At 74.0% G+C, this 23,871-nt stretch carries 24 protein-coding genes; 13 read left to right on the top strand and 11 right to left on the bottom strand.

What is annotated here, in order from left to right; genetic code table 11:
- The first annotated feature begins 20 nt into the window (after positions 1 to 20).
- From BUE41_RS17585 to BUE41_RS17555, 7 genes are all read left to right on the top strand, one after another.
- Positions 21 to 1,187, top strand: a complete 1,167-nt coding sequence (locus BUE41_RS17585; RefSeq protein WP_073458210.1) for a glycosyltransferase family 4 protein — start codon at positions 21 to 23, stop codon at positions 1,185 to 1,187.
- On the top strand, positions 1,174 to 1,593 hold the full coding sequence (locus BUE41_RS17580; protein ID WP_073458209.1) for a polyketide cyclase / dehydrase and lipid transport: 420 nt from the start codon (positions 1,174 to 1,176) through the stop codon (positions 1,591 to 1,593). Before BUE41_RS17585 ends, BUE41_RS17580 begins: the two co-directional genes overlap by 14 nt.
- A 9-nt stretch (positions 1,594 to 1,602) precedes the next feature.
- On the top strand, positions 1,603 to 2,391 hold the full coding sequence (locus BUE41_RS17575; RefSeq protein WP_073458208.1) for a metallophosphoesterase family protein: 789 nt from the start codon (positions 1,603 to 1,605) through the stop codon (positions 2,389 to 2,391).
- Positions 2,392 to 2,411: 20 nt separating this feature from the next.
- On the top strand, positions 2,412 to 2,870 hold the full coding sequence (locus BUE41_RS17570) for an SRPBCC family protein (protein ID WP_073458207.1): 459 nt from the start codon (positions 2,412 to 2,414) through the stop codon (positions 2,868 to 2,870).
- Between the two features lie 51 nt (positions 2,871 to 2,921).
- Entirely contained in the window at positions 2,922 to 4,172 is a 1,251-nt protein-coding gene (locus tag BUE41_RS17565; RefSeq protein WP_073458283.1) for an ArsA family ATPase, read from the top strand.
- Positions 4,165 to 4,524 (top strand): hypothetical protein, encoded by a 360-nt coding sequence (locus BUE41_RS30840; protein ID WP_084755277.1) that lies wholly within the window; start codon positions 4,165 to 4,167, stop codon positions 4,522 to 4,524. Before BUE41_RS17565 ends, BUE41_RS30840 begins: the two co-directional genes overlap by 8 nt.
- 328 nt (positions 4,525 to 4,852) lie before the next feature.
- Positions 4,853 to 5,812, top strand: coding sequence for an ROK family glucokinase (locus BUE41_RS17555; protein ID WP_073458206.1), 960 nt, complete (start codon positions 4,853 to 4,855; stop codon positions 5,810 to 5,812).
- A 4-nt stretch (positions 5,813 to 5,816) separates the two neighbouring features.
- On the opposite strand, the gene BUE41_RS17550 is transcribed toward BUE41_RS17555, so the two are convergent.
- Positions 5,817 to 6,293, bottom strand: coding sequence for a hypothetical protein (locus BUE41_RS17550; RefSeq protein ID WP_073458205.1), 477 nt, complete (start codon positions 6,291 to 6,293; stop codon positions 5,817 to 5,819).
- Between the two features lie 194 nt (positions 6,294 to 6,487).
- Here BUE41_RS17550 and BUE41_RS17545 point away from each other — a divergent pair, with 194 nt between their 5' ends.
- Positions 6,488 to 7,171 (top strand): lysophospholipid acyltransferase family protein, encoded by a 684-nt coding sequence (locus tag BUE41_RS17545; RefSeq protein WP_073458204.1) that lies wholly within the window; start codon positions 6,488 to 6,490, stop codon positions 7,169 to 7,171.
- A 484-nt stretch (positions 7,172 to 7,655) separates the two neighbouring features.
- Positions 7,656 to 8,231 (top strand): hypothetical protein, encoded by a 576-nt coding sequence (locus tag BUE41_RS30835; protein WP_073458203.1) that lies wholly within the window; start codon positions 7,656 to 7,658, stop codon positions 8,229 to 8,231.
- Between the two features lie 142 nt (positions 8,232 to 8,373).
- Here BUE41_RS30835 and BUE41_RS17535 read toward each other — a convergent pair whose 3' ends face one another.
- Genes BUE41_RS17535 through BUE41_RS17525 form a run of 3 tightly spaced genes read right to left on the bottom strand, consistent with a single transcriptional unit; the run spans position 8,374 to position 11,415 of the window.
- Entirely contained in the window at positions 8,374 to 9,699 is a 1,326-nt protein-coding gene (locus BUE41_RS17535) for an ABC transporter substrate-binding protein (protein ID WP_073458202.1), read from the bottom strand.
- A 10-nt stretch (positions 9,700 to 9,709) separates the two neighbouring features.
- Positions 9,710 to 10,543, bottom strand: a complete 834-nt coding sequence (locus BUE41_RS17530; RefSeq protein WP_073458201.1) for a carbohydrate ABC transporter permease — start codon at positions 10,541 to 10,543, stop codon at positions 9,710 to 9,712.
- Positions 10,540 to 11,415, bottom strand: a complete 876-nt coding sequence (locus BUE41_RS17525) for a carbohydrate ABC transporter permease (RefSeq protein WP_073458200.1) — start codon at positions 11,413 to 11,415, stop codon at positions 10,540 to 10,542. The genes BUE41_RS17530 and BUE41_RS17525 overlap by 4 nt, the downstream gene beginning before the upstream one ends.
- Before the next feature lie 113 nt (positions 11,416 to 11,528).
- Here BUE41_RS17525 and BUE41_RS17520 point away from each other — a divergent pair, with 113 nt between their 5' ends.
- Complete coding sequence (locus tag BUE41_RS17520) at positions 11,529 to 12,023, top strand: polyadenylate-specific 3'-exoribonuclease AS (protein WP_073458199.1); 495 nt, start codon at positions 11,529 to 11,531, stop codon at positions 12,021 to 12,023.
- A 35-nt stretch (positions 12,024 to 12,058) separates the two neighbouring features.
- On the top strand, positions 12,059 to 13,453 hold the full coding sequence (locus tag BUE41_RS17515; protein ID WP_073458198.1) for a class II 3-deoxy-7-phosphoheptulonate synthase: 1,395 nt from the start codon (positions 12,059 to 12,061) through the stop codon (positions 13,451 to 13,453).
- A 20-nt stretch (positions 13,454 to 13,473) separates the two neighbouring features.
- Here BUE41_RS17515 and pknB read toward each other — a convergent pair whose 3' ends face one another.
- Positions 13,474 to 15,204, bottom strand: a complete 1,731-nt coding sequence (pknB, locus tag BUE41_RS17510; RefSeq protein ID WP_073458197.1) for a Stk1 family PASTA domain-containing Ser/Thr kinase — start codon at positions 15,202 to 15,204, stop codon at positions 13,474 to 13,476.
- A gap of 121 nt (positions 15,205 to 15,325) precedes the next feature.
- On the opposite strand from pknB, the gene BUE41_RS17505 reads away from it, so the two are divergent.
- The gene (locus BUE41_RS17505; RefSeq protein WP_073458196.1) at positions 15,326 to 15,679 is read left to right on the top strand and encodes an Rv2175c family DNA-binding protein; all 354 of its coding nucleotides are present in this window, start codon (positions 15,326 to 15,328) and stop codon (positions 15,677 to 15,679) included.
- 118 nt (positions 15,680 to 15,797) lie between these two features.
- Here the strand turns inward: BUE41_RS17505 and BUE41_RS17500 are convergent, their stop codons facing one another.
- From BUE41_RS17500 to BUE41_RS17485, 4 genes are read right to left on the bottom strand one after another with little or no spacing between them, the layout of a single operon-like run.
- Positions 15,798 to 16,754 carry a phytoene/squalene synthase family protein gene (locus tag BUE41_RS17500; RefSeq protein WP_200803973.1) on the bottom strand — a complete coding sequence of 319 codons (957 nt, stop codon included), beginning with the start codon at positions 16,752 to 16,754 and terminating at the stop codon, positions 15,798 to 15,800.
- On the bottom strand, positions 16,732 to 18,438 hold the full coding sequence (mptB, locus tag BUE41_RS17495; RefSeq protein WP_234997358.1) for a polyprenol phosphomannose-dependent alpha 1,6 mannosyltransferase MptB: 1,707 nt from the start codon (positions 18,436 to 18,438) through the stop codon (positions 16,732 to 16,734). Before mptB ends, BUE41_RS17500 begins: the two co-directional genes overlap by 23 nt.
- A gap of 59 nt (positions 18,439 to 18,497) precedes the next feature.
- Entirely contained in the window at positions 18,498 to 20,012 is a 1,515-nt protein-coding gene (gene crtI, locus BUE41_RS17490) for a phytoene desaturase family protein (protein ID WP_073458194.1), read from the bottom strand.
- Positions 20,009 to 21,148 carry a polyprenyl synthetase family protein gene (locus BUE41_RS17485; protein WP_407691675.1) on the bottom strand — a complete coding sequence of 380 codons (1,140 nt, stop codon included), beginning with the start codon at positions 21,146 to 21,148 and terminating at the stop codon, positions 20,009 to 20,011. The genes crtI and BUE41_RS17485 overlap by 4 nt, the downstream gene beginning before the upstream one ends.
- Positions 21,149 to 21,357: 209 nt before the next feature.
- Here BUE41_RS17485 and metF point away from each other — a divergent pair, with 209 nt between their 5' ends.
- Positions 21,358 to 22,290: a methylenetetrahydrofolate reductase [NAD(P)H] gene (gene metF / locus BUE41_RS17480; RefSeq protein WP_073458193.1), complete on the top strand. Its 933-nt coding sequence runs from the start codon at positions 21,358 to 21,360 to the stop codon at positions 22,288 to 22,290.
- On the opposite strand, the gene BUE41_RS17475 is transcribed toward metF, so the two are convergent.
- Positions 22,280 to 22,966 (bottom strand): LppM family (lipo)protein, encoded by a 687-nt coding sequence (locus BUE41_RS17475; RefSeq protein WP_234997356.1) that lies wholly within the window; start codon positions 22,964 to 22,966, stop codon positions 22,280 to 22,282. The two genes, metF and BUE41_RS17475, sit on opposite strands and share 11 nt — an antisense overlap.
- Positions 22,967 to 22,987: 21 nt before the next feature.
- Positions 22,988 to 23,578: a GNAT family N-acetyltransferase gene (locus BUE41_RS17470; protein ID WP_073458191.1), complete on the bottom strand. Its 591-nt coding sequence runs from the start codon at positions 23,576 to 23,578 to the stop codon at positions 22,988 to 22,990.
- Between the last annotated feature and the right edge of the window lie 293 nt (positions 23,579 to 23,871).

Below are 23,871 nucleotides of genomic sequence, written 5' to 3'. Positions count from 1 at the left end.
CCGGGCGATAGCGTCGGCGTGTGCCGACGCTGCTCGTCACCAACGACTTCCCGCCGCGGGTCGGCGGTATCCAGTCCTACCTGCAGGCGCTCGCCGACCGGCTGCCCCCCGGAGAGCTGGTCGTGTACGCCTCGACCTGGCCGGGTGCCGCCGAGCACGACGCACAGCAGCCCTACCCGGTGCACCGGCACGCCACGAGCCTGCTGCTCCCGCTGCCGGACGTGGCCGCGCGCGCCGCGGCGCTCGCCCGCGCCCACGGCGTCGAGACCGTGTGGTTCGGCGCGGCCGCCCCGCTGGGCCTGCTCGGTCCCGGACTGCGCCGCCGGGCCGGTGTCGAGCGGATCGTGGCCAGCACCCATGGGCACGAGATCGGCTGGTCGATGCTGCCCGGCGGCCGGCAGGCGCTGCGCCGGATCGCCTCGACCGCGGACGTTCTGACCGTCGTCTCGCGGTACACGCGGCGGCGGCTCGCCCCGGCCTGCGGACCGGAGGCGGTGCTGGAGCTGCTGCGGCCCGGGGTGGACACCGCCGTCTTCCGGCCCGACCCCGGGGCGCGCGAGGAGCTGCGCTGCCGCTACCGCATCGGCTCCGCACCGCTCGTCGTCTGCGTGGGCCGGCTCGTGGCGCGCAAGGGCCAGGACGTGCTCGTGCGGGCGCTGCCGCGGATCCGGGCCGCGGTGCCGGGGGCGCGGTTGCTGCTCGTCGGCGACGGCCCCGACGCCGGCCGGCTGCGCAAGCTGGCCGCGTCGGCCGGAGTGGCCGACGCCGTGGTGTTCGCCGGGGCCGTGCCGCCCGCTGAGCTGCCCGCCCACCAGGCCGTGGGTGACGTGTTCGCGATGCCGTGCCGCACCCGCGGCGGCGGCCTCGACGTCGAAGGGCTGGGAATCACGTTCCTCGAGGCGGCGGCGTGCGGGGTACCGGTGGTGGCGGGCCGGTCCGGCGGCGCTCCCGAGACGGTGCGGCCGGGGCGCACCGGCGAGGTCGTCGACGGGCGCGATCCGGCGGCGGTCGCCCGGACCGTCGCCGGGCTGCTGGCCGACCCGGACCGCGCCGCGGCGATGGGCGCAACCGGTCGGGCCTGGATGGCCGCCGAGTGGACCTGGGACGCGGCTGCGGCGCGCCTGCACGACCTCCTGACCGGTCGGCTGGGCGCCCCGGTGGGAGACTCCGGGCATGCCCTCGGTTGACGTGGTCGACGAGACCTTCCTCGCCGTCCCGCCCGCCGTGGTCGCCGCGGAGTTCGCCGACCCGGCGCGCTGGCGGGTGCTGTGGCCCGATCTCGACCTGGAGGTCGCCGCGGCCCGCGGGGTGGAGGGCCTGCGCTGGACGGTGAGCGGGGCGCTCGTCGGCAGCATGGAGGTCTGGCTCGAACCCGTGCTCGACGGGACGGTGCTGCACTACTTCCTGCGTGCCGACCCGCCCGGCCCGGACGGGACCCCGCAGCCGTTGCCGCCGCGCCGCGGTGCCGCCGTCGCCGCCGAGCGCCAGCGGGCTGCGAAGGCCATCGCGTTCGCCCTCAAGGCCCGGCTGGAGGGGGACCGGGCACCGGGTGAGCCGCCGCGACCGTCGCCCGAAGAGGCCGTTTCCGGGTAGTGTCGGCTCATGCGTGTGCACGTGGTCTCCGACGTGCACGGCAACGTCGACGCGCTCGCCAAGGCGGGTGTGGGGGCTGATGCGCTGATCGTCCTGGGCGATCTCGTCGACTTCGTCGACTACTCCGATCCCAGCCGCGGGATCATGGGCACGGTGCTCGGTCCCGAGGTGAGCGACACCTTCCGCCGCCTCCGCAAGGAAGGCAAGCCGGGGGAGCTGCGCGCGTTCGCCGCCGAGGCCTGGTCGCGCATCGACGACCCGGCCGCGGTGATCGAGCAGGCCGTGCGCGACCAGTACACCGAGCTGTTCGCAGTGCTGCCCGATCCCACCTACGCGATCCCCGGCAACGTCGACATCGCGCGGCTGTGGCCGGAGTTCGCCCGCCCGGGCGTGCACATGGTCGACGGGCAGGTCGTGGAGCTGGGCGGGCTGCGGTTCGGCTTCGTCGGCGGGGTGCCGCTGCCCCCGGGCATCCCACCTGTTCCCGGGCGCGGCTGGACCCCGTACCTGCGCGCGGCCGAGGAGCACGACGCGGCGGTGCGCGCGCTCGGCCCGGTCGACGTGCTGTGCCTGCACGCGCCGCCCGCGGTGCCCGAGCTGCGCTACGACGTGATCACGCGGCGGCCCGAGCTGGCGTCGACGGCCGCGGTCGAGGTGATCCACGAGCACGAGCCGCGCGCCGTCGTGTTCGGTCACGTGCACCAGCCGCTGGCTCAGCGGATGCGGATCGGGCGCACGGAGTGCGTCAACGTCGGGCACTTCCGCCGCACGGGCACACCGTACGTCCTGCGCTGGTGACCGCTGGGTAACCTGCGTGCATGGCCGACGCCACCTCGTCCACCATCCGCATCGACGCGCCGCCGGAGCAGGTCATGGCGGTGATCGCCGACTTCCCCGCCTACCCGACGTGGGCCGAGCAGATCAACGGCGTGGAGATCGTCTCCGAGGACGGGGAGGGCCGGGCCGAACGGGTCAGGTTCACGATGGACGCCGGGCCGATCAAGGACACCTACACGCTGGACTACACCTGGGCGCCGGACGGGATGTCGGTGCGCTGGACGCTGGTGAAGGGCCAGATCCAGCGGGCCCAGGACGGGTCGTACGTGCTGGAGGAGGTCGAGGAGGGCGACGGCGTCCGTACCGACGTCACCTACACGCTGTCGGTGGACCTCGCGATCCCGATGATCGGGATGCTCCGCCGCAAGGCCGAGAAGGTCATCATCGACACGGCGCTCAAGGGGCTGAAGCGGCGCGTCGAATCGCTCCGCGGAGCGTGATGGAGCGGCCTGCCGGGAGTGCCCCGGTCGGGGCCGGATACCGTGCTCGGCGTGCGCGTCGTGCTGTTCACCGGCAAGGGCGGCGTCGGCAAGACCACACTGGCCGCCGCCACCGCCGCGCGCCTGGCGCGGTCGGGTCGCAAGACCCTCGTCGTGTCCACGGACCCGGCGCACTCCCTCGGCGACGCGCTGGAGGCCGATCTCGGCGGTGAACCCACCGAGCTGATGACCGGCCTGCACGCGGCGCACATCGACAGCCGGGCGCTGCTCGACTCGTCCTGGACGACCCTGCAGGGCCACCTGCGCACGCTGCTCGCCGGGGCCGGGGTCGACGAGCTGGTCGCCGACGAGCTGACGGTCCTGCCCGGGGTGGAGGACATCCTCGCCCTCGGCGAGGTCGCCCGCGCTGCCACGACCGGGGCGTGGGACGTCGTGGTCGTCGACTGCGGGCCCACTGCCGAGACGCTGCGGCTGCTCGGGCTGCCCGAGGCGCTCAGCGGTTACCTGGAGCGGTTGTTCCCGGCGCACCGGCGCGCGGTGCGCGGCCTGCTCGCGGGGATGTCCGGCGGTGCCAAGGAGGCCGCAGCCACCTGGGACTCGACGGTCGACGCGCTCGACAGGCTGGCCGACCACCTGCGGGAGCTGCGAGCCCTGCTCGCCGACCACGCGCGCACGTCGATCCGACTGGTGCTCACCCCGGAGCGGGTGGTCGCAGCCGAGACCCGGCGCACCCTCACCGCGCTCGCCCTGCACGGCCTGCGGGTCGACGGAGTCGTCGTGAACCGGCTGCTGCCCGGCCCACCCCCCTCGCTGCGCGGGCCCGCGGCGCGCTGGCTGCGGGAGCGGCACACCGAGCAGCAGGCGGTGCTGGCCGAGATCGCCGCGCTGGACTACGCGCCGGTGCGCACCGCCCCGTACACCGCGGCCGAGCCGACCGGCGTCGAGGCGCTGCTCGGGATCGCCGACGCGCTCTACGGCGCCGACGACCCGGCCGCCCCCGGCACGCCCGGCCCGCCGCTGCTGACGGTCGAACGCACCGCAGGCTCGGGCACCTCGCCCGACTCGGAGTTCGAGCTGTCCCTGCGCCTGCCGGGTGCCGCCGACGGGCCGCTGGAGCTGGCCCGGGTCGGCGACGATCTCGCCGTGTCCCTCGGCGGGGTGCGCCGGATGGTCGCACTGCCGTCGGTACTGGTCCGCTGCACTGTGGTCGCGGCGCGGCTGGAGGGCGACGACCTGAAGATCACGTTCGTGCCCGATCCGCAGTTCTGGCCGCAGTCACCGGAGGGGGCGGCCCGTGGCTGAGCAGACCTGCGGGCACGGCCCCCAGCTGGGCGAGCTCCGCGACGACTTCCGTGAGGTGCTGCTCGACAGCATCGACCGGATCACCCCGATCCTCGACGCGGCGCGCAGCGGCCCGCCGTCCGCCGCGCACGCCACGACCTGCGCCGTCTGCCCGGTGTGCGCGGTGCTCGCCGCCCTGCGCGGGGAGCGCACCGAGCTCACGATCCGGCTCGCCGAGCACGCCAGCGGCCTGCTGGCGGTGCTGCGCGCGGCGCTGGAGGAAGGCGACCCGCAAGCGCGTGCTGATCGGCCGGAGCCCGAGGGGTCGAGGCCGGGCGGCCGCAAGGTCCAGCACATCCCGGTGGTGCGGTGAGCCCGCCCGCCATCCCGCGAGTTGTCCCGTCCGACCCGGCGAGTCGTCCCGTGCGGGCGGGCGAGTTCCCCGTTCCGGCCCGGCGAGTTCCCCGTTCCGGCCGGGCGAGTTGCCCCGTCCGGCCCGGCGAGTTGTCCCGTCCGGCCCGGCGAGTCGTCCCTTCGGGAACGGCGAGTCGCCCCCTCCGGGACGCCGGGTCGTCCTTCTCGGGACACCGCCCCGTCCCGCCCGACGCGTCCCCGTCGGGCGAACTCACCCTCCTGTACGGGGCAACTCGCGGCTCGGCCCCGGGCCGGGCACCGCACGGAACGGGCGAACGGGGGACACGATGAGCAGGGGCGTGGCGATCGGCGTCGACGTCGGCGGGACCAGCGTGCGCGCCGGCGTCGTCGACGCCGACGGCACCGTGCTGGACACCGTGCGCACCTCGACCCCGGGCTCCGATGCCGCGCTCGAGGACGCGATCGCCGGCCTGGTGGAGACGCTCGCCCGCCGGCACCGGGTGACCGCCGTCGGGCTCGCCCTCGCCGGGTTCATCACCCCCGACCTGCGCGGCGTGCGGTTCGCACCGCACCTGTCCTGGCGGGACGCGCCGGTCGCCGACCGGATCTCGGCGCGCATCAAGCTGCCCGTCGTCGTCGAGCACGACGCGAACGCCGCAGCGCTGGGGGAGCGGTACTTCGGGGCGGCGGCGGGCGCGTCCAACACGGTGTTCATCGCGCTCGGCACCGGCATCGGCTCCGCGCTGCTGCTCGACGGCTCGCTGTACCGCGGCGCGTTCGGGGTGGCGCCGGAACTGGGGCACCTGCGGGTCGTGCCGGACGGGCGGCCCTGCCCGTGCGGGAAGTCCGGCTGCTGGGAGCGCTACTGCAGCGGCACGGCGCTGGCCACCACCGCCGTCGAGCTGCTGGCCCACGACCCGGGCCGGTCCCCGGAGCTGCGCCGCCTCGTCGCCGAGGACCCGGGCAGCGTTACCGGACGGCGGGTGGCGGCCGCGGCGCTGCGCGGCGACCCGGTCGCCGTCGAGGCCATGGCCGACCTGGCCCGCTGGCTGGGCGAGGGTCTCGCGCTGGTCGCGGACGTGTTCGATCCCGAGCTCGTCGTGATCGGCGGCGGGGTGTCCGGGTCGGCGCCGCTGTTCCTCGACGAGGCCCGCGAGCACTACGCCGCGACCGTCACCGGCGCGGGCAACCGTCCGCTGGCGCGCATCCGCACCGCCCAGCTCGGGGAGGCGGCCGCCGTCGTAGGGGCGGCGCAGCTGGCCAGGGAACAGCTGCGCCGCAGCTGAAGGGCTAGACGATCGCTCCGTTGTCGGGATCGTCGTCGCGGTCGACGGCGGACACCGAATCGGGCCACAGCCGCAGCACGAGCCACCCGAGGCCCGCGGCCAGCGAGATCAGGCCGAGCGGCAACCCGTAGACCTCGCTCATGCCCAGCCAGGACGGGGTGATCACCAGCAGGAGGCCGAGCATCAGCAGCACGGCGCCGACGATCGCGGGTGGCCCGATCCGGGGCAGCGGCGGCGGCTCCGGCGGGATGTAGTGCTCCTGGTCGTCGTCCCACGGCCGGGCGGGCGTGAGCGGCACGGGGACCGTGGTGGCGTCGGGGCCGACCACCCAGTGCGGCTGGGTGGCGGGATCCGCGGGCGGGGCCGGCCACTTCGGCACCGGGCCCTGCGCCTTCAGCTGCGCGACGATGGCCTCGAACTCGTCGCGGACGGGGTCGCGGCCGAGCTCTCGTCCGCCCTCCTGGTTCGAACCACCGCTCACCGAACACCCCCAATCCCTGCACGCCGGTCGCCGGTCGCCCGCCGTTGGTCCATCCTGGCATCTCGAAGCCGTGTTGAGGAGGGGCTTCGCCGGTCCGGTCGGGGCATGCGCGCGTGATCGATCGGCCCGCGTTGTCGATCGACTTCCGTTGTTCGTAGGCTTGCGAGCACGAACTCGAGAGGGGCCGCGTCCGGGTGCTGTACTGGTGCTTGAAGTACGTCCTGCTCGGCCCCCTGTTGAGGCTGTTCTGCCGGCCATCGGTCGAAGGACTCGAGCACATCCCGCAGCGCGGCGGGGCGATCCTCGCGAGCAACCACCTCGCGGTCGTCGACTCGTTCGTGCTGCCGCTGATGGTGCCGCGGCGGATCACGTTCCTGGCCAAGCGTGAGTACTTCACTCAGCCCGGGCTCGTCGGCAAGGCGAAGAAGATCTTCTTCACCGGGGTCGGACAGGTGCCGATCGACCGCTCCTCGGGATCGGCCGCCCAGGCGGCGCTCGACACGGCCGTGCGACTGCTGCGCGAGGACAAGCTGCTGGGCATCTACCCGGAGGGCACCCGGTCGCCGGACGGCCGGCTCTACAAGGGCAAGACCGGCGTGGCCCGGATGGCCCTGGAGGCCGGTGTGCCGGTGATCCCGGTGGCGATGATCGGCACCGATCGGGTCAACCCGATCGGCTCGCGGATGTGGCGGCCGCGCAAGGTCCACATCCGCATCGGGGAGCCGCTGGACTTCTCCCGCTACGCGGGCCTGGCCGGCGACCGGTTCACCGAGCGGTCCATGACCGACGAGATCATGTACGCGCTCATGGAGCTGTCCGGCCAGACCTACGTCGATCAGTACGCTGCGTCGGTCAAGGAACGGGCTGCGGCGGCGTAGCGGTCGAAGGCCTCGTGATGGCGGGCGCCCGGGCCGGGGCGGTGGCCGGTGTCACCCGTTCGACGGGCAGATCCCGGTTGCGTTCTGTAATGCCGGGCCGGGCGCGATCGATGTTTCTCACGTGGCTTCCGGCATCGATCGCGTGGGTGCTCCGCCCGTGCCGTACCCGCGTCAGCCCGGACCACACTCCCGGACGAGTCCCTCACCCGGTCCGATGACTCCCAGGGGACCCAAGCCTCCGGTCGGGGGACCCACGGGTCCGAAGCAGACCACCCATTTGTCGGTAGCGAAGGCTCCAGCTAGTATGCCTCCGACCACGGAGGGGTACTCGATGCGGGATGATCGTACGGCGGTCGTGCAGCCGCCCCGGGTCGCTCCCCGGCCCGCCGCGGCGCCGCCCGCGGTTCCGACGACGGTCGTGCGCGCACCGCAGCCGCCGCGCCCAGCCGTTCCCCAGGCAGCCCCGCACGCTCCTCGCCGGCCGGTGCAGCCGCCTACGGCGGCGCAGGCCACCACGGTGATGCCGGGCCCGCCGCGGCCGCCGATGGGTCCGCATCCTGACGCGACCGCCCTCGCCGGGCCGATCGTGGTGCAGGACCGGCCGCACGAGCGCCCGTACGTCGGATCCCGGCGCCCGGCGCGCACCGGCGCCGCGGCCTACGCGAAGTCGCTGGCCCCGCTGGTCGGCATGAGCATCGTCGTGGTCGTCGTCATCGCCGGCGTCACGGCGTGGATCTCGTCGTTCCAGGAGCGCGAGACCCCGACCGTGCCGCGGCCGGCCGCCGACATCACCGCCCCGGCGGCACCGATCACCACGGTCGCGCCGAGCCCGAAGGTCTCCACCTCCGCGAAGCCGAAGGCCAAGGCCGTGGCGCCCACGACGAAGGCGCCCGCGAAGACGACGACGAAGGCGCCGGTGACCACCACCGCGCCGAAGGCCACCACGACCCAGCGCGGGGTGGCCCCGAGCAGCGGCGCCAGCTCGTCGGCGGACGAGGACACTCCGGCCACCCTGGCGAACCGGCGCTGCAACATCTTCATCCCGAGCTCTTGCGACTGACGTCCGCGGCAGCGCCGGACCGAACCGTGCGGCCCGTGCTCGTCGAGAACGAAGTCGTGGCTGTTCGAGACGACGGGAAACCTCCACGACTTCGTTCTCGACGCGGGTGGCCCGGCCCACCCCGGCCACCACGGGGGGCGGCTCAGCGCACGGCCGCGTTCGCCGCGTCCTGCGCCTCCTGCAGCCCCGGGCCGACCGCGATGCGCCCGGCGAAGATCTCGTTGAAGATCGGCTCCATCGCGGCGTCCGCGGCGCCGTACTTCGGGCCGGACGGGGCGGGGATGGTCAACGTGCCGCCCTCTGGGCCGAAGAACCGGGTGTCCACACCGCGGGAGTGCCAGTAGTCGTAGAACGCCTGCTGCGCGGCCGTCACGGCGGGCAGCGCCGCCCCCTCGGCCCCGACGAACCGGGCGCCCTCCTGCGAGCCCAGCCACCGCAGCACCCGCAGCGCCGCCTCCCTGCGGGGGCTGGCCTCGTGCCCGGCGGCGATCACGCTGTTGACGACGCTGACCCGGCCGACCGGCCCGGCGATCATCGGCGCGATGCCCCACTCGAAGCGGGCGCCGTCGGCGATGTTCTTCAGGTTGTAGGTGCCCGACTGGAAAAGCGCCATCTTGCCCTGGATGAACTGGTCGCGGCTGAAGTCGCCGTTGGAGTTCGTATCCGCTGCGGGCGGTGCCACGTGCGCGGTGTTGATCAACCCGACGAGGTAGGTGAACGCCTGCTCGGCCTGCGGGTTCGCGAAGACGAACGCGTCGTCCTCGTCCTGGAACCGTCCGCCGTTCGAGCCGACGAAGTTGTAGTAGATCGCCTGCAGGTCGCGGCCGGCGTTGAACCCGTACTGCACGATCGACTTGGGATCGAAGTCGGGCTGGTCGGCGGTGCGGCCCGCGGAGTCCTTCGTGAGTCTGCGGGCGGCCGGCAGGAACGTGTCGGCGGCCGGGTCGGTCGGGTGCCAGGTGAGGTTGTTCGGATCGACGTCGGCCTCGGCGACCATCGCCTTGTTGTAGTAGAGCGCGATCCGCCCGTCGGTCAGCGCGGGCACGCCCCACAGCGTGCTGTTGCGGGTGTACTGCTCCACCGCCGCCGGCACGAACCCCGGCACGAGGTCGGCGAGCTCCTTGCCGACGTCGATCAGCCGCCCGGAGTCGGCGAACGCCCCGAAGTACGTGGTGTTGACCCAGAAGACGTCGTCGACGGTGCCGCTGGAGACGTCCAGGGGGAGCTGGGTGAAGTAGTTGCTGTACGGCACGACGTTGAGCTTCACCGTGATGTCCGGGTTGCGCCGCTCGAACTCGGCGAACGACTTCTCGTAGGCGGCGGCGACCTGCTGGTCCCACAGCCGCACCGTCACGGTCGTCGGGCCGTCACCCTGGGCCGGCTCGTCCGCCGGCGCGACCGGGGAGCACCCCGTCACCGCCAGCGCGATCGCGGCCGTCACCGCGGCCGCGAGGTGGGTGATCTTCATTCCGCTCTCCTCATCGGAAGCCGGTGATCGTGATCGACCGGACGACGTTGCGCTGGAAGACCAGGAACAGCACCAGCAGGGGCGCGACGGCCAGCGTCGTCGCCGCCGTGACGACCGTCCAGTTGCCGTTGTACTGGCTCTGCAGGCCCGCGGTCGCCACCGTGATCACCCGCCACTGCGGTCCCGCGGTGATCACGAGCGGCCACAGGAAGTTGTTCCAGTGCGTCACCACCGTGATGACGGCCAGCGTCGTCAGGATCGGCTTCGACACCGGAACCACCACGTGGCGCAGGATCCGCAGCGTGCCGCAGCCGTCCAGCCGGGCGGCGTCGATCAGTTCGCCGGGGATGCCGCGGAAGTGCTCGCGCAGCAGGAAGACCGCGTACGGTGACCCGAACAGGTACGGCAGCACCAGCGCCCAGAACGTGTTCCGCAGCCCCACCGCCGTCATCATGGAGTACAACGGGATGATCGTGACCGCCTGGGGCACCATCAGCGTCGCCAGGTACACCCAGAACAGCGCGTCGCGGCCGGGGAACTCCAGCCGCGCGAACGCGTACGCGGCGAACACCGAGAACACCAGCTGGCCCACGAGGATCACGAGCACGACCTGCGCGGTCACCACGACCGGGGTGACGAACTCGTAGCGGGTGAACAGCTGCGCGTAGTTCGCCCCGGTGACCGGGTCCGGCCACGACAGTGGCCCCTCCGCCGCGAACTGCTGCGGCGAGGTGAGCGAGGTCAGCACGGACAGCAGGAACGGGGCGAGGGTGAGCGCTGCGCCGGCGAGCAGGGCGAGGTGGCTGGCGAGCACCCCGAGGCGGGAGCGGAGCACAGCGGTCACGTCGACAGGTCGTAGGTCGTGCGCCGGGCGAACCAGCGCTGCTGGACGACGGTGACGACCACGAGGACCACGAAGAGCCCGAGCGCCATCACCGCCGCGTTGCCGACGGCCCGCGACTCGAACGCCTCGTAGTAGATCCGGCCCGCCACCACGTCGGTCGACAGCTGCGGCCCGCCCTTCGGGGTGAGCGCGTACACCGCGTCGAACGTCTGGAAGCTCGCGATCACGCCGGTGACCAGCACGAAGAACGTGGTGGGGCGCAGCAGCGGCAGGGTGATGCGCCAGAAGCGCTGCCAGGGACCCGCACCGTCGAGCACCGCGGCCTCGTGCACGGCCGGCGGGATCGCCCGCAGCCCGGCGACGAAGAACAGCGCGACGTACCCCACCTGTGTCCACACGGACACCGCGGCCACGGACGGCAGCGCCAGCGCCGGGTCGGCCAGCCACTCGATCCGCGTGCCCAGCAGGGTGTTCAGCGCGCCGTCGGTGGGGGCGAGGATCCACCGCCACACCACGCCGAGCGCGAGCGGCGCGCAGATCCACGGCAGCACGAGGACCACCTGGTAGATCGCCGAGCCGCGCAGGCCGCGGTTGATCAGCAGGGCGGCAGCGAGGCCCAGCACGGTCTGCGCGGGGATCGTGAACGCGACGAACACGGCCGTGACCACCAGCGAGTGCAGGAACCGCCCGTCCCGGGCGACCTCGACGACGTTGGCGAGCCCGACGAACGTGCTCGGCGTGAGGATGTCCCAGCGGTGCAGGGCGAGCCACAGCACGACCAGGATCGGCAGCACCAGGAAGACGGCCACGCCGAACAGGCTCGGGGCGAGCAGGAGGTAGGCCGTCGCCGTCCGTCCGCGCCACCCCCGCACGCGCCGTAGCCAAACGCGCACCCACGGTGTCGTCAAGCCGCAGCGCCGTGACGTCGGCGATCAGTGGGACGCCGAGCGGGACGTTTCGCGGGTGCTGCGCATAGGCTCTGCTCGTGCGCTACTTCTACGACACCGAGTTCATCGAGGACGGCAGGACCATCGATCTGGTGTCGATCGGGGTAGTCGCCGAGGACGGGCGCGAGTTCTACGCGGTCTCGACGGAGTTCGACGCGAGCAAGGCCGGCCCGTGGGTGCGGGCCAACGTGCTGCCCAAACTGCCGTCGCCCAGCGACCCCGCGTGGCGCTCCCGGGCCCGCCTGCGGGCCGATCTCCTGGAGTTCCTCACCGCGGGGCCCGGCGAGGTGGAGCTGTGGGCGTGGATCGCCGCGTACGACCACGTCGCGCTCTGCCAGCTGTGGGGGGCGATGCCGGCCTTGCCGCGGGCCCTGCCGCGGTTCACCCGTGAGCTGCGCCAGCGCTGGGAGGACCGGGGCCGTCCAGCCCTGCCCCCACCGACGGCCGACGCCCACGACGCCCTGGCCGACGCGCGGCTGAACCTGCGCCGCTGGCAGGTGATCGAGGCCGCGGCTGCTGCACCGACCGGCTGACGGGCGCTCGCACCGACCGCTTAGGCTCGTCGTTCGTGAACTGGACCGTCGACGCCCCGGTCGAGAAGCTGCCCGAGCTGCCGCCGCTGCCCGCCGACCTGCGGGCCCGGCTCGACGACGCGCTCTCCCGGCCGGCCGCGCAGCAGCCCGACTGGCCGGACCCCGAGCAGGTCAAGCACGTGCGCGCGGTGCTGGAGAGCGTGCCGCCGGTGACGCTGCCGCCGGAGATCGACCGGTTGCAGACCCGGCTCGCCGAGGTCGCCGAGGGCCGCGCGTTCCTGCTGCAGGGCGGCGACTGCGCCGAGACCTTCGTCGACAACACCGAGCCGCACATCCGGTCCACGATCCGCACGCTCCTGCAGATGGCGGTCGTGCTCACCTACGGCGCGTCGATGCCGGTGGTGAAGATCGGGCGGATCGCCGGCCAGTACGCCAAGCCGCGCAGCTCCCCGGTCGACGCGCTCGGCCTGCCGTCCTACCGGGGCGACATCGTCAACTCGCTGACCCCGGACCCCGCGGCGCGCGTACCCGACCCGTCGCGGATGGTGCGGGCGTACGCGAACGCGGGCGCGGCGATGAACCTGGTGCGGGCGCTGACCGCCACCGGCATGGCCGACCTGGCGCAGGTCCACGACTGGAACAAGGACTTCGTGCGGCAGTCGCCCGCCGGGGCCCGGTTCGAAGCGATCGCCCGGGAGATCGAGCGGGCGCTGCGCTTCATGGACGCCTGCGGGGTGGACGACCACAACCTGCACAGCGTCGAGCTGTACGCCTCGCACGAGGCGCTGCTCATCGACTACGAGCGGGCGATGCTGCGGCTGGACACCCGCGAGGCGGCCAACCCGAAGCTGTACGACGTCTCCGCGCACTTCCTGTGGGTGGGGGAGCGCACCCGCCAGCTCGACGGCGCGCACATCGCGTTCGCCGAGCTGATCGCCAACCCGATCGGGCTCAAGATCGGGCCGTCGACCACGCCCGAGCAGGCTGTGGAGTACGTCGAGCGGCTCGACCCGCACAACATCCCCGGCCGGTTGACGCTGATCAGCCGCATGGGCAACACCAAGGTCCGCGACGTGTTGCCGGGCATCGTCGAGAAGGTCACCTCGTCCGGGCACAAGGTGATCTGGCAGTGCGACCCGATGCACGGCAACACCCACGAATCCACCACCGGCTACAAGACCCGCCACTTCGACCGCATCGTCGACGAGGTGCAGGGCTTCTTCGAGGTGCACAACGCGCTCGGCACGCACCCCGGCGGCATCCACGTCGAGGTCACCGGAGAGGACGTCACCGAGTGCCTCGGCGGCGCCCAGGAGATCTCCGACGACGACCTGGCCGGCCGCTACGAGACCGCGTGCGACCCCCGGCTCAACACCCAGCAGAGCCTGGAGCTGGCGTTCCTCGTCGCGGAGATGCTGCGCGGAGGCTGAGTCCCGCCCGGGATCGGCGGTCAGAACGTGATCAGCCGAACCGTCGATCCCGGCTCGACCTCGGTGCCCGGCGCGGGGTCCTGCGCGACCACGTTGTGCGAGCCCAGGCCGAACGGCAGCCGCTGCCGCTCGACCGCCTTCAGCCCGCGGTCGGCCAGCTCGGCCTCGGCCTCGTCGAACGACATCCCGATCAGCGACGGCACCCGCACCTTCTTCGGCTTCGGCCCGGCGGAGACCACGAGGGTGACCGCGCCACCGATGTTCAGCGCCGTGCCCGCACCCGGCTGGGTGCGCACGACCGTGCCCTCAGCGGCGGTCTCGCTGTGCTCGCGGGCCGACGCCGACCGCACCGGCTGCAAGCCCGCCGCGCGGATCGCCTGCTCGGCGTCCGCCACCGGGGTGCCGGGCACGATCTCGGGGACGGTGGGGCGGCCCGACGACACGGTGACGGTGACCGTGCTGCCGCGCAGCAGCCGGGCGTCCGCCGCCGGGTCGGTCGTCTTCACGATCCCGGCCGCGATCGCGTCGTCGAACTCCGTCGTGATCGACGCGACGAGGTCGGCATCGGCGAGGGCCCGTTCGGCCGCGGCCCGGTCCAGCCCGACCAGCGCGGGCATCGCGGTCCAGCGGCCGCTGCCCATCCACCACGCCACCAGCCCGACGACCAGGGCCAGCATCAGCACGAGCGCGATCCCGGCGGCGAAGAAGCGCCGACCGCGCCGCGCGGTCCGCGCGTGCGCCGCGGCGTCCTCGACGGGTGCGCCGACCAGCGTGTGGCCGTGCTCGTCCCGGGGGAGCGCCCGCGTGCCCGCATGTCCGGCCGGGCGGGGCACCTGCGGCTCGGTGACCTGCTCCTCGATCGGGCGCACCGGCGGCGCCGGCACCGGCACGCGGGGCACCTCCAGCGCGATCGCCAGCGCGCGCAGCTCCGCGAGCATCGCCGCGGCGTCCGGGGGGCGGGCGGCCGGGTCGCGGCGGGTGGCCCGCAGCACCAGCTCGTCCAGCTCCGGCGGCACGTCACCCGCGATGAGCGACGGCGGCGGCACGTCGGAGTGCACGTGCTGGTAGGCGATGGAGAGCGGGGTGTCGCCCGTGTACGGCGGCGCCCCGGTGAGCAGCTCGTAGAGCATGATCCCGGCCGCGTACACGTCGGAACGGCTGTCCGCCGAACCGGTCGCGACCTGCTCGGGGGAGAGGTACGCCGCGGTGCCCAGGATCATGCCGGCGTGGCTCTGCCCCGCCTGCGCGGCCGCGGTGACCAGGCCGAAGTCGGCGACCTTGAGCTCCCGCTGCGCGCTGATCAGTACGTTCTCCGGCTTGACGTCGCGGTGCACCATGCCCAGCCGGTGCGCCTGCGCGAGCCCGGAGAGCACCCCGTCCATCACCGCGAACGCAGCCGGCACCCCGATCGCGCCGCGAGACCGCAGGACGTCGCGCAGCGTGCCGCCGTCCACGAGCTCCATGACGAGGAAGACGGTGGGGTCCGCCGGGTCGGACGCGTCGATTCCGTGGTCGTACACGTCGACGACGCAGGGATGGTCGATGCGCGCAGCCGTGCGCGCCTCCCGCTGGACGCGGGTGCGGAACGCGGGGTCCGCCGCCAGGCGGGGATCCATCAGCTTCACCGCCACCGGCCGGTCCAGGCGCGTGTCGATGCCCCGGTGCACCACCGACATGCCGCCACGGGCGATGACCGACCCCAGCAGGTACCGGCCGTCGAGCAGCGTGCCGGTCGCGGACGGGGCGTTCACGCCCCGACGGTACCGTCCGCGGGATTTCCGCCCACCAACCCCGGTGGCGTGGCGCGCGTTCTGTGGCATTGTGTCGGGCTGTGAACGGGATGTCGTGCGTGATGTCCGACGGGGCCGCCGCATGAACGAGGTGTCCGAGCTGTCGATCGACGTCGAGGCGCTGCCCCTCAAGGCCGTCGCTGAGCTGTTGGGCATTCCCGTCACCCGGGTGCACCAGCACCTGCGGGACGGGCTCTACCTTGCGTTCCGCCGCGACGGCGAGGCTTGCGTGCCGGCCGCGTTCTTCCACGGGAAATCCGTGGTCAAGGGCTTGCAGGGCACGATCGTCCTGCTCCGGGACGGCGGGTTCGCCGACCCGGAGATCCTCCGCTGGCTGTTCACCGAGGACGACTCGTTGCCCGGCACCCCGATCGAGTGCCTGCGGGCCGGCCGGCACCGGGAGGTCAAGCGCCGCGCCCAGGCGATGGCGTTCTGAGCCGTGGCGGGTCCTCGGCGGGTCGCGCGTTCCGCCCGGGCGAGTCGCGCGATCGGCCTGGCGAGACCTGCGTGTGGCCGGGCGGGTCGCGCGACTCGCGCGGGTCAGGGCGGGGCCGTCAGCGAGCCCGGGCCCTGGCGAGGATCGCCCGCGCGAGCGCCGGCCCGGCGACCACGGCCCTCCGCGCCGTCGACACGCTGACCCGGCGGTGCAACGGGTACCCGGCCCGCTCCAGCTCGTGCAGGATGCGCCGGTACAGCACGAACGCGGCGCCGACGCACGCCCGCGACACCGGCTCGAGCAGCGCGATCCCCGGTCGCGCCTGCTCGTACACCCCATGGGTGTGCGCGGCGAGCTCGCGCAGTGCCGCCTGCACCCGCGGATCGGTCCGCTCGGTGCGCCGGCACCACGCCAGTAGCTCGCGATCGACCCCGTGCGCGCTCAGGATGTCGGCGGGGACGTAGACCCGGCCCCGGTCGAGGTCCTCACCGACGTCGCGCAGGAAGTTCGTGAGCTGGAAGGCCACGCCCAGCGCCGCGGCCGCTGGCTCGGCGTCGGCACGCGGGCCCACCGTGCCCAGCACCGGCAGCATCTGCAGCCCGATGACCGCCGCCGAGCCGTGCATGTACCGACCCAGCTCGTCGAGATCGGCGTAACCGGTGACGGTGAGGTCCATCCGCATCGACGCCATGAAGTCGGCGAAGAGCGCGGCGGCGATGCCGTACCGCGCGGCGGTGTGGGCGACGGCGCGCACCACGGGTTCGGCCTCGCCCTCGGCCCCGCCGGCCAGCGCGGCCTGCAGCCGGGCGTCGAGCGCGTCGAGGCGTTCTCTGCGCGCCTCCCGGGGCGTTGTGTCCCTCAGATCGTCGACGACCTCGTCGGCGTAGCGGGCGAACCCGTACAGGGCGTGCACCGCCGGTCGCCGCGCCGGTGGCAGCAGGCGCGTGGCCAGGAAGTAGGTGCGGCCGTGCTGCGCGAACAGGGCACGGCAGCTCAGGTAGTCCCGTTGCAGCTGCGGGTCGGTGACACCGGCGGCGCGGAGCTCCGCCAGCTCAGCCCGCGTGCTGCTGGGCACCGGCCGCTGCGGGCCCGGTCGGTTCCTCGACCGGGACGGGCTCCGGGAGCGCCGGCTCCTCCGGCGACGGTACGGCGGTGAGCGTCGAACCGCTCGCGGCGACAGCCGCGGTACCCGGTCCGGCGGCCGGCCCGGCGTCGTCGTCGCGACGGTCGCGCGCGCCCGCCGCGAGGCGCAGCGGGTCGGGGCGAGCGAGCGAGATCGCCGCCAGCAGCGACAGTGCCGCGCACAGCAGCAGGTAGGGCGGGTTGTAGAGGGCGTCCTCGCCGTTGGGGTAGTAGGTGATCACCAGCATCGGCGAGGCGAACACGATGAGCTGCAGCCAGCGCAGCGACAGCGCGGTGGCGGCCAGCAGCGTGACGCCCCAGCTCACGTACCACGGCAGCAGCGCGGGGGAGAGCAGCGCGACCGCCAGCAGCACCACCCCGGTGCGCCGGACGATGTCGGCGTCGTCGGAGTCGCGGGCGGCGAGCCACTGCTTCACCGCGATCACCACCAGCACGAGGGCCCCGACCGCGCGCGCGACGTTGATGAACGGCTGCTTGGGCACCGGGAAGAGGACCGACGTGAGCGTGTGGAACAGCTCGCCGATCCCGGTGGGCAGCGACATCCAGTTCACGATCATCGACGGCGCGGACAGCGCCGGTAGCCAGCCCAGGTTCACCCCGGCGGCCAGCGTGCACGCCGCGAACGTCACCGCGAACAGCGCCACGCCCGCCGTGATGGCCTTCGCCAGCCGCGCGAGCAGCGAGCCCCGCAGGCGCTTCGCCCAGATCAGCACCAGGAACGGCAGCGCCACCCCGGCGGTGGCCTTGATCGCCATGCCGAGCGTGACCAGCACGATGCCCAGCGCGGGACCGACGTCGCGGCCGGCGATCTCGACCCGGCGCAGCGCCAGCACGGCGCCGACCGCGAGCAGGCCGATGACCAGCAGGTCGTTGTGGCCGCCCCCGATCATCAGGATGACCATGACCGGGTTGGCGACGAGCACCCAGAGCGCGACGGGCACCCGGCCGCCGAGGCGGCGGGTCAGCTCGGGGATCGCCCACACCAGCATCACCAGCCCGGGCAGCAGCACGAGCCGCATGAGCAGGACGCCGAGGATCATGTCCTCGCCGACCAGCGCGGCGACGCCCTTGGCGATCAGGATGAACAGCGGCCCGTACGGCGCCGGCGTGTTCTGCCAGAAGTAGTGGACGTTCTCCGCCACGACGCCGGGCATGACCTCCGGCCCGACGGCGTACGGGTCGAACCCGAACAGGGGCAGCGCCCCCTGCGCGAGGTAGCTGTAGACGTCGCGGGTGAACAGCGGCGGGCCGAACAGCAGCGGGAACGTCCACACCAGCGAGGTGGTGAGCACTGCCCGTCCGCCCGTGCGGCCGGCGAGGACCTCGCGGCCCAGCCGCACCCAGGCCCACAGCATCAGCCCGACCCCCGCGTAGACGAGGATCGCCGCGAGCTGGTAGCCGTGGCCGTACCGCCAGAAACCGAGCGGGGAGTTCGTCAGGATCGGGTCGCGGACGAGCACGCCCCCGGCACCGAACGAGCCGAGCAGCATCATCACGGACGCGACGAACCCGAGCAGGAGCGGACCGCGGGCGGGCCGTCCCAGCCGGTCGTGCCAGGTCCGCGCGACGTCCACCCTGGGCGGCGCCGGCTCGTCGACCGGTGGTGAGGGGCTCATGGCGTGGTCCATGCTGCCACGTCCGCTTTCGGCACCTTTCCCCTGGGGCCGTCCGGCGGTCACCGCCCGGTGATGCGCTGCGCAGCCAGCCTGCCGGAGATCAGCACCGGCGGGATGCCGACGCCCGGGGTCGTCCCGCACCCGGCGAGCACGACGTTGGGCAGTCGCCGCAGCAGGTTGCGCGGCCGGAACGGGCCGGTCTGGGTGGCGGTGTGGGCGAGCGAGAACGGGGTGCCCGCGGACATGCCGACCGCTGCCCAGTCGTCCGGGGTGACGATCCGCTCCACCTCGACGGCGTCGACGACCGCGCCCAGCCCGGGATGGTCGCGCTCGGCCAGGGTGGTGAGCAGGTGGTCGCGGTAGGTCCGCGCCCGGTCTGCCCAGCCGTGCGGCCCGACGGCGGTGTTCGGGCACGGCGCCAGCACGTACAGCTGGTCGGCGCCGTCCGGGGCGAGGCTGGGATCGGTCGCCGTCGGGCGGGTGACCAGCAGCGACGGATCCGACATCGGCCGCCCCTCGGAGACGATCTCGGTGAACGTGCGCTCCCACGCCCGGCCGAAGGAGATCGTGTGGTGGGCGGTGCTGCGCGGCTCGCGCAGCCCCAGGTGCAGCACGACGGCGCTCGGCGCGTAGCGCAGCGGCACCGCACGTCGCGGGGCGCCCCCGGCCAGCGCGTAGCTGGTGGCCAGCTCCGCGGTGAGCACGACGGCGTCGGCCGCCAGCACGTCGGTGTCCGCGGCAGGATCGTCGGAGGGGCGGTGCCGCACCCCGACGGCCCGGCCGTGCGCGCGGGGCAGCCCGACGGCGGTGCGACCGTAGTGGATCACACCGCCGGCCGCCACGACCGCGTCGGCCAGCGCCGCGGCCACGGCCCGCATCCCGCCGCGCGGGAACCACACGCCGGCCACCGTGTCCATGTAGGCGATGACGCCGTACGCCCCGAGCGCGCGGGCCGGCGGCACGCCCGCGTACAGCGATTGGAAGGAGAAGATCCGCTGCAGCCGCTCGTCGGGCAGGAAGGCGGCGATCCGCGGGCCGAGCCTGCCGAACCCGCCGAGCGCGGCCAGCCGCACCAGGTCCGGCCCGAGCAGGCCGAGCGGGGAGTCGTGGTTGGCGCCGATGAACCGGTCGATCTCCACGCGGTACAGCGAGGTCAGCCACTCCCGCAGCCGCCGGTAGCCCGCCACCGCTGCGGCACCGCAGGTGCGGCCGATCTCGTCCGCCATGGCCGCCGGGTCGGTGTGCACGTCGATCGTGCTGCCGTCGGCGAAGTGGGCCCGGTAGGCCGGGTCGAGCCGGACCAGGTCCAGGCGCCGCTCCAGGCAGTCGCCGACGGCGGCGAACGCCTCCGCCAGCAGGTCCGGCATCGTCAGCACGGTCGGGCCGGGGTCCATGCGCCAGGTCCCGCGCGGGCTGATCAGGTCGAGTCGGCCGGCGCGGCCGCCGGGATGGTCGGCGCGCTCCAGCACCGTCACGCGACGGCCGGCACCGAGCAGGTGCAGGGCGGCCGACAGGCCCGCGTACCCGGCGCCGACGACCACGACGTGATCGGTGCGACCCGGAACCCGCCTCACCGCCGCCGTCGAGTGGCCGAGACGGCGAGCTCCGCCAGCCGGGTCGCGGCCGGCTCGGCGACGCGGGCCGCCGAGAGGCAGTCCAGCGCCGACCCGGTGAGTGCCGCGATCCGCTGCTCGACGGCCTGGACGGCACCGAGCTCGGTGAACAGCCCGCGCAGCCGCTCGACCGCGGCTTCGTCCAGGTGCGGGTCGCCCACGGCGCGCACGACGGCGTCGCGGGCGGCGGTGTCGCCGCGCTTCTCCGCCCGCTCGACGGCGAGCGCGACCAGCAGGGTCCGCTTGCCCTCGCGGAGGTCGTCGCCCGCCGGCTTGCCGGTGACGGCCGGGTCGCCGAACGCCCCCAGCAGGTCGTCGCGCAGCTGGAAGGCGACCCCGATCTCGGCGCCGAACCGGCGGTACGCCGTGATCAGCTCCGGCGGGGCGCCGGCGATCGCGGCGCCGAGGTGCAGCGGTCGCTCGACGGTGTACGCCGCGGTCTTGTACCGGTCGATCTGCAGCGCGGCCCGCGTGGAGAGATCGCCCCTGGCCTGGTGGAAGACGTCGAGGAACTGCCCGCCCAGCACCTCGGTGCGCATCGCCTGCCACGGCTCAGCGGCCCGCTCCAGCGCCACCGGGGGCAAGCCGCTGGACCGGAACAGGTCGTCCGCCCAGGCGTGCGCGAGATCTCCCAGCAGCACGGCCGCGGCGGCGCCGAACCGCGCGGGCCGGCCTTCCCAGCCCTCGCGGGCGTGCCGCTGGGCGAACGCGACGTGCACGGTCGGGCGGCCCCGGCGGGTCGCGGAGGCGTCGATGAGGTCGTCGTGCACCAGCGCGCACGCCTGGATCAGCTCCAGCGCGGCTGCGGCGCGCAGCACCGCCTCGGCCTCCGGGGAGTCCTCGGCGCCGCCGGCGCCGCGCCAGCCCCACCACAGGAACGTGGGCCGGATGCGCTTGCCACCGCCCAGGACGAAGCCGGTGAGCTGGTCGACCGCCTCGGCGAACGCGGGGTCGATCGCGGCCGCGCCGCGCCTGCGCACCTCCAGGTACTCGGCGAGGACCGCCTCGATGCGACCGGTCAGCTCGGTGTCCAGCGGGGCGGGCGGATCGGCCGGAGCGGGCTGGTGCCCGGCGCCGACCTGGCCGGCGCGGGTCACCGCCGGGTCTCCGGATCCGTGCCGGTGGGTCGGGGTGCCACGGGCCGAGAGTAGCTGCTCGTGCCGCTCAGCGCGTTGCCGGAAAGCCGCATTCACGCCATGAGCTGGCGCGAGGGCCGTGTTCCTGCCGCGGCGCGCAGCGGCGCCTGTCCTGGGCAGGGCGCCGCACATCATCACTAGGCTGGACCTCTGTGGGGAGGAACGACGACATGACCGTGGACGGCGGCCCCGGGCGGGGCAGACGCGTGACCGAGCGGATCGCGGTCGCCCGGCCCACGTTCTCGGTCGAGTTCTTCCCGCCGAAGAACGCTGCGGGCGAGGTGGAGCTGTGGCAGGCGATCCGCCGCCTGGAGGCGCTGGATCCCGCGTTCGTCTCCGTCACGTACGGGGCCGGCGGGTCCAGCCGCGACCGCACCATCCGCGCCGTCGAGCGGATCGCCACCGAGACCACGCTGGTGCCGATGGCGCACCTCACGGTGGTGTCGCACTCGGTGGCCCAGCTGCGTCACGTCATCGGCTCGTACGCGGCGGCGGGCGTGCCGAACGTGCTGGCGGTGCGGGGTGACCCGCCCGGTGACCCGCTCGGCGAGTGGGTGCCCCACCCCGAGGGCCTGCAGTACGCGAGCGAGCTGGTGGAGCTGCTGCGCGAGCTCGGCGACTTCTGCGTCGGGGTCGCGGCTTTCCCGTACGGGCACCCGCGCTCGCCCGATCCGGAGAGCGACCTGGCCCGGCTCGTCGCGAAGTTCCGCGCGGGCGCCGACTTCGGGATCACCCAGCTGTTCTTCGAGCCTGAGGGCTACCTGCGGCTGCGCGACCGGTTGGCGGCCGCCGGCTGCACCGCCCCCGTCCTGCCCGGGATCATGCCGCTGCTGTCGGTGCGCACCCTGCAGCGCGCCCCGGAGCTGTCCGGCGCCCCGGTGCCGCCGGAGCTGACGGCGGAGCTGGAGCGCTACGCGGACGATCCGGCGGCGTTCCGCGCGGCCGGTATGGAGGCCACTGCCCGGCTGTGCGCCCGGCTGCTCGACGAAGGCGTGCCGGTGCTGCACTTCTACACGCTGAACCGGTCGGGGGCGACGACCGAGCTGGTGCGGATGCTCGGTCTCGCACCGGCCACGGCCGCCGCGGCGGCGGTCAGCGGATAGGCGGACTGACCGGCGGGTTTCGGGTTCGCCGCGCGATCACGACGACCGCGACGCACGCGGCCACGACGAGCAGGGCGAGCAGCAGCGTCCAGTTGAGCGGCGAGGGCGCGTTCGGGTCGGCGAAGGCCACGACGGCGCTCACGTCACCGACCTGGCCGGGGGTGAACACCCAGCTCACGGTGGTGTCGTCGATGTCGCCGTTCGCGTCGACGACGTCACCGGGGAAGCCCATCTTGAGCTGGAAGTCCGCGCGGTCGACGGTGATCGTGGTCAGATCGACCGCGCCGGTGATCAGCACTCGGCCCCCGACCCGGCGGATCTGGAAGTCGACCCGGTCACCGGCCGGGCCCGCCGCCTTCGCCAGCTCCGCCACCTGCTCGAACGTCAGCTTCGAGAACCGCAGCACCGAGCCGGTGTAGCCGTCCTGCCGGTAGCCGGACACGTCGACGCGCTCGGCCAGGTCCTCCGGCAGCGTGATCGACGGACCCTTGTCGTCGGGCGACGCCTCCGGGGTGGCGACGACGATCTCCCCGGTCACGGTGTCGTCGGGCTGCACCGCGAGCGCCGCGCGCACCCGCGCGCACCCGCTCAGCACACCCACGGCGAGCAGTACGACCAGCAGCAGGACGCCCAGGGAGCGACGGTGGTGCGGGGTGGCCGGGGACGGGGGACGCACGGCCACATCGTGCCATCCCGATCAGCCGGTGCTGCCCGGGTCCGGCGGGTCCAGCGGGAGGGTGCGCCCGAGCACGGCGAACGGGCGGGTGTCTCCGGTGAACCGGTGCTCGCGCAGCACGTCGCGGAAGCCGAGCCTGCGGTAGAGCCGCCAGGCTCGGCCCGGCGCGGATCCGCCGTACTCCGGGGTGGACAGCAGCACGTGCGAGCGGTCGGTGCCGGCCACGAGAGCGCGCAGCAGCTGCTCGCCGAGGCCCGCGCCCTGCGCGTCCGGGCGCACGTGCAGCTCGGTCAGCTCGAAGTACTCGTCGAGCCAGCGCAGGTCGCCGCCGGGGGTGCCGCGCAGCCCGCGGCGGACCTCCTCGAACCACCACTGGCCCGGCGCTCCCGGGTAGCCGTAGGCGATGCCCAGCAGCGCCCCGGTCGCGTCGATCCAGCCGACCGCCCGCCATCCGGGCCTGCGGATGTGGTCGAGCCACAGCGCCCGGCGCTGCCGCGCCGTGCTGGGGGGGTAGCCCATCGCCGACACGTAGACGGCCAGCGCCTCGTCGAGCCGCGCGATGAGGTCCTCGGGCCCGAGCTCGACGAGCCGTCGGGCGGGTGCCGTGGTCATGGCGCCACCCCCGGGTCGGCCGGCTCCCGGCGCGGCGCCGGTGCCCTCGTCAGCTCGGTCACGTACCCATCTCACCACGCTTGCGGGGTGTCGGCACGGACGCGTTCGACTTGACCTCGTCCGACCCGGCCGAACACACTTCTTCGAACATTTTTTCGAACTCGTCTTGACGTCCTCGCCCCTGTCGTGGCCTACTGGATGCGTCGAACGTTAGTTCGATCGATGCGGTCCGGTGGGCGGGTGGGGGAAGCGCCCGGCCCACCGGACCGCGTCACCGGAGCACCGGAGAGAGG

The organism is Pseudonocardia thermophila (assembly GCF_900142365.1).
GTDB lineage: Bacteria > Actinomycetota > Actinomycetes > Mycobacteriales > Pseudonocardiaceae > Pseudonocardia > Pseudonocardia thermophila.
The sequence above is the reverse complement of the archived record's forward strand: the minus strand, read 5'-3'. Positions and strand labels throughout refer to the sequence as shown.

What these genes read in the sequence shown, in the direction of transcription:
- BUE41_RS17580 (WP_073458209.1), top strand. Translation starts at nt 1,174, where the DNA reads ATGCCCTCGGTTGACGTGGTCGACGAGACCTTCCTCGCCGTCCCGCCC.
- BUE41_RS17575 (WP_073458208.1), top strand. Translation starts at nt 1,603, where the DNA reads ATGCGTGTGCACGTGGTCTCCGACGTGCACGGCAACGTCGACGCGCTC.
- BUE41_RS17570 (WP_073458207.1), top strand. Translation starts at nt 2,412, where the DNA reads ATGGCCGACGCCACCTCGTCCACCATCCGCATCGACGCGCCGCCGGAG.
- BUE41_RS17555 (WP_073458206.1), top strand. Translation starts at nt 4,853, where the DNA reads ATGAGCAGGGGCGTGGCGATCGGCGTCGACGTCGGCGGGACCAGCGTG.
- BUE41_RS17535 (WP_073458202.1), bottom strand. Translation starts at nt 9,699, where the DNA reads ATGAAGATCACCCACCTCGCGGCCGCGGTGACGGCCGCGATCGCGCTG.
- BUE41_RS17505 (WP_073458196.1), top strand. Translation starts at nt 15,326, where the DNA reads ATGAACGAGGTGTCCGAGCTGTCGATCGACGTCGAGGCGCTGCCCCTC.
- mptB (WP_234997358.1), bottom strand. Translation starts at nt 18,438, where the DNA reads ATGAGCCCCTCACCACCGGTCGACGAGCCGGCGCCGCCCAGGGTGGAC.
- metF (WP_073458193.1), top strand. Translation starts at nt 21,358, where the DNA reads ATGACCGTGGACGGCGGCCCCGGGCGGGGCAGACGCGTGACCGAGCGG.
- BUE41_RS17470 (WP_073458191.1), bottom strand. Translation starts at nt 23,578, where the DNA reads ATGACCACGGCACCCGCCCGACGGCTCGTCGAGCTCGGGCCCGAGGAC.